The organism is Streptomyces fuscigenes, from assembly GCF_021556455.1.
Taxonomy (GTDB): Bacteria; Actinomycetota; Actinomycetes; order Streptomycetales; family Streptomycetaceae; genus Streptomyces; species Streptomyces fuscigenes.
This window is the reverse complement of record NZ_JAKGCV010000534.1, coordinates 1-3,326: the sequence shown is the minus strand read 5'-3', so window position 1 is coordinate 3,326 and position 3,326 is coordinate 1. Positions and strand designations below refer to the sequence as shown.

Genomic DNA, 3,326 nt, shown 5'->3' with positions numbered 1-3,326 from the left:
CGGCGGCCGTCCCCTCCGTGCCGGACCGGCCGCCGGTGCCCGTCCACCCGTCGACGCCCGGACCGTCCGCATCCGCCCCGTTGCCGTCGTACCCGTCCGGGTCCGACCCGTTGCTGCCGACCCGCCCGGTCCGGCGGCAGGGGTGCCGGCACGCCCGGCCGCCGCCACCCCCACCCCTCCGCCGCCGCCCGGCGCGACCTCCGCCGCGCTCTTCACTCCCTCCGCACCCTTCACTTACGCCCCACAGGTCACAGCGATCGGGCGGCCGACGTCACGCCCCGTCACCGTGCCGAGAAGCCGAGCAGGACCGGAACCCCTGATTCCGGAGGGCGTTCACTTCCACGCGCGCACCGCCGCGCGCCCCATGCGCCCCGGGCGCCGCCCGGACGGGCGCCTGAGAGGCCGTCAGATGGCCGCGGGCCGGGTCGATGGCGCTCGGGTTGTCGTGCGACGTCGGAGGGCGCTCCAGGGCCACTGGAGCGCCGCGGGCGGTGCCGGCGGCCGGGTGGGCGCCGGGGCGGCCCCGGGGCCGAACCGGCGGTTACGGGCCGATGTGCGTATTGACGCTCGTCTGCGCGCGCCGGTAGTCAGGTGTCGGGCGCGCACGGCCGCCCGGCGGCCGCACTCCCGAAAGAGTGAAGGCGCGGTGGAGACACCTCGCGACTCGACGCCCCTTCACACCCACGAGGCCGGTGAACCGCCACGCACGGGAGCGCAAGAGTGTGACGGGAGTCACTGAACTCTTTCGAGGAGGTGGACCGTTTAACCCCTTCCTACATCCCCTCAATTTTGTATGTGCCATTGCACTCTCCCGTTCGGCACTTCCACACCTTCCGACACACCGACCGGTCGGACCGCCGGGGAGGCGGCGTGGTCGCGCGCCCCGCGAGCCCGGGGCGTGCGCCGGCGATGCCGGACGGGCCCACACACAAAGATCGCGCCGGACTCGGCGGAGTCCGGCGCGATCGCACGACTTACCCGTATTGCTCGGGCCTGGCGCCTGTTGGGGCAGGCACCCGTCGTATGGAGCTATGTGCGGGACCGACCGAGTTGGGGGAACTGGCCGAGCCCTGCTTGTTGTGCCTGTTGAGCCCTAATGTGCTGTTCAGGCTTCGCTGCGCTGCTGCGGGATCCCCGCGAGCAGTGCGCGAACCTCAGCCTCGCGGTACCGGCGGTGCCCTCCGAGCGTTCGGATGGACGTGAGCTTGCCTGCCTTTGCCCAGCGTGTGACCGTCTTCGGGTCCACGCGGAACATGGAAGCAACCTCAGCCGGGGTCAGCAGCGGCTCGGCATCAGGGGTGCGAGCGGTCATGAGCGGCCTCCTCGGGAGAACCGAACCTTCTCGGTTCTTTCCTCTAAATTCTGCACCTTGGCCCGCGTTGCCCGAAATGGCGGACGCGGGCCGAGTCGGTTATAGGACGAACGGCTTGTCCTCGGCACTACAACTACACCATCTGTCCAGCCACGTCGGCCAAACCGATGGAATTGCCCTCTGAGGTGTTCATCAGCGGCGGAAGCCGATGGACCGTGCCATAGCGGACAGTCACCCGTCCGTGACGATCAGTCACAGAACTATCAGGAGCCAACAGACCCCCCATAGAGTGCAATGCAAAGCAATCCGCCCACACTTGGGCGGAAGGAACCCTCCCCGGACTCCTTGTCCTATTTTGACACGAGGATGGGGGATGGGCACAAGGCCCTTGTTAGTGCGGTCCGTCACGCTTGAGGGCTAAACGCCCGGAATCGGGACGTTGGGTGGAGACGAAAGACCCGTCGGCCACCGGCCCTGAGCCCCGGACGAGGCGATGAACAGCGGCGCTCCCCGATGGACTCTGTGCGGTCCTGTGCGGCTCTGGGGAATCGCACTGTGCGGGAGTGTACGGACAATACGTGACCCGCGCCGATTCCGGTACGTCGATCTACGCATCGCCTACGCACAGATCGTCCAGGCCCGCCGGACGCACGCCCGCGCCCGACCCGTCCGCGCCCGCCGCGACGTACAGCCGGTGCACAGCCGGTGCACAGGGTCCGGACCGGGTGCCGCGCACGTCCGCGCGCGGGTGAGCGCACGGGGACTCAGCCCCGGAGACCGGCCGCGGCAGGGAGTTCCCTCCCGCGCCGTCCCCCGCCGGCGATCCGGGACGGCGGGACGCGCCGCCGGCGGCCCGCCCCCGTCCACGCCCGGGCGGACCCCTTCACCGCGGTGGCGGCAGCCGTGTCAATTGGCGAACTGGAGGTCCCGCACCGCGCGCCAGCGCTCGGTCAGGCGCGCGTAGGCGGCCCCCGCGCCCTCGCCGTCGCCGTCACGCAGAGCGGCGATGCCCTCCGCCACGTCCGCCGCGGAGTGGTCCTGCGCGAGGTGCTCGTCGGACAGGACGTGCACCAGGCCCCCGTAGTCCAGTTCCACCAGGGACCTCGGGTGGAACTCCTCAAGCCAGCGGCCCACGTCGATCAGGCGCTCGGTCAGCGGCCCGTCGTCGATCGTGTCCCGCACCGCCTTGAGCCCCCGCGCCAGCCGCCTGCGGGCCTGCACCATCGGGGTGCGGTAGCGCAGCGTCGGCGCGCAGCCGGAGCGGTCGCCCGTGCCGGTGCCGCCGAGGGAGCCGTCCGGTTCGCCGGCACCCTCCCCCTCGCCGTCCGCGCCGCCCGGCCCGTCGGCCGGCGCCCCGGCGTCCGCGTCGGTGTCCGCCCCGGCCCCCGCGGGCACGCCCCCGAGGGCCCCGGTCCCCGGTGTGTACTGCCGCTCGTCGTCGGAGAACAGCGTGAACCAGCCCACCGGCACCTGCCAGACCGAACTCCTGATCCAGGGCCGGGCGTCCGGGTTGCCCGCACGCCAGCGCTCGTAGTCGCCGGCGGCCTGGTCGCGCACCACCTGCGGCAGCGCGGCCTCCAGCAGCGCGCCGGGCAGCGTCTCGCCGAGTTCCTCCAGCGCCAGCCAGCCCCGCAGCCGTGTGCGCCACGGGCAGACGCAGACCACCCCGTCCACTTCCGCCACGAAGGCGTCGGCGCTCTCGTGCACCCGCACGGGCACCGGCGGCGTCGGCAGCAGGTCGGCGAGCGATCTCCGCTGCTCGTCCTGCGCCGTGGGGGTGGCGGAGAGCCGGGCGTAGCGCGTCCAGTGCGCGCGTTCCGGTTCGGGGAACGCCGCCAGCGGTTCGTACACCCGCAGGTAGGACGTGTAAGGGACGCGTACTGAGGAGGACACCGCCGGCATGCCGAAATCGTCCCACGCCCGGCCCGCGGAAGAGAGTGCTCCCCCTCGCCGTCCGGGCGCCGGGGGCGCGCCGCCCGCGCGCCGCCCGCCCCGTCCGGCGCCGCCGGCGAGG

General features: G+C 72.6%; 2 protein-coding genes. Both read right to left on the bottom strand.

Annotation, left to right across the window (positions count from 1 at the left end):
• Positions 1-1,105: 1,105 nt before the first annotated feature.
• Complete coding sequence (gene bldC, locus L1885_RS25840; RefSeq protein ID WP_187827830.1) at positions 1,106-1,312, bottom strand: developmental transcriptional regulator BldC; 207 nt, start codon at positions 1,310-1,312, stop codon at positions 1,106-1,108.
• Positions 1,313-2,218: 906 nt separating this feature from the next.
• Positions 2,219-3,214: a DUF8083 family protein gene (locus tag L1885_RS25835; RefSeq protein WP_235799580.1), complete on the bottom strand. Its 996-nt coding sequence runs from the start codon at positions 3,212-3,214 to the stop codon at positions 2,219-2,221.
• Between the last annotated feature and the right edge of the window lie 112 nt (positions 3,215-3,326).

Excerpts from the sequence above, each read along its gene's own strand:
- bldC (WP_187827830.1), bottom strand. The coding sequence starts at position 1,312 with ATGACCGCTCGCACCCCTGATGCCGAGCCGCTGCTGACCCCGGCTGAG.
- L1885_RS25835 (WP_235799580.1), bottom strand. The coding sequence starts at position 3,214 with ATGCCGGCGGTGTCCTCCTCAGTACGCGTCCCTTACACGTCCTACCTG.